We start from the raw sequence: 764 nt of genomic DNA, 5'->3' as shown, positions 1-764 counted from the left end.
TTAGTGATCCCGATCGACAAAAATCAAAGCCCTCACACATAAAACATATTAACCAAACAAAAACAAAGACTTAAGAATGTAATCAGTTTATAAATGGTGATATCACTCGCAAATAAATGACGTACGGAACGCTATTTCCCTATTATTGAGCGAAGTCACAGTCCCAAAATGAGAGTTAATATAGCGACAAATTTCACGGCAAATAAAAAGATTAAATTTTGTATGCAAAACAAAAAAAGGCACTCCATTGAGGAGTGCCTTTGAGCTTTTTTTTAGCTTGCTTTACTTAAGAAATCAGCGCAATAAGGTCCTGCTCATTTCTTATTTCGATACCTAAATCTTGTGCTTTAGTTAGCTTAGAACCGGCCGCTTCACCAGCAAATAGAATGTCTGTTTTCTTAGATACGCTTCCCGTTACTTTAGCGCCCAAAGATTGCAACGCTGCTTTCGCTTCGCTGCGGCCCAATTGAGAAAGTGATCCGGTTAAAACGACGGTCTTGCCTTCTAGTGGTAATGATTGCCCTTCGGCAGGTGCTTCAATTGCCGGCCAGTTTACACCTAATTCAAGCAGTTTCTCGACAACCTCTCGGTTTTTGTCTTGAGAGAAGAAGCTTGTGATATGCGAAGCAACGATATCACCAATATCTTGCACCTCAATAAGTTGCTCATGAGTCGCCACTTGCACCATATCCAGAGATTTAAAGTGCTGTGCTAGGTTCATCGCTGTCGCTTCACCTACTTCACGAATACCTAAAGAATATAAG

At 40.4% G+C, this 764-nt stretch carries 1 protein-coding gene; it reads right to left on the bottom strand.

Annotated features, from left to right (window positions below):
- Positions 1–286: 286 nt before the first annotated feature.
- On the bottom strand, positions 287–764 hold a 478-nt coding region (locus KIV40_RS25235; RefSeq protein ID WP_285351952.1), incomplete at its 5' end, for a helix-hairpin-helix domain-containing protein.

This window comes from Vibrio sp. D173a (assembly GCF_030248475.1).
The sequence above is the reverse complement of the archived record's forward strand: the minus strand, read 5'-3'. Positions and strand labels throughout refer to the sequence as shown.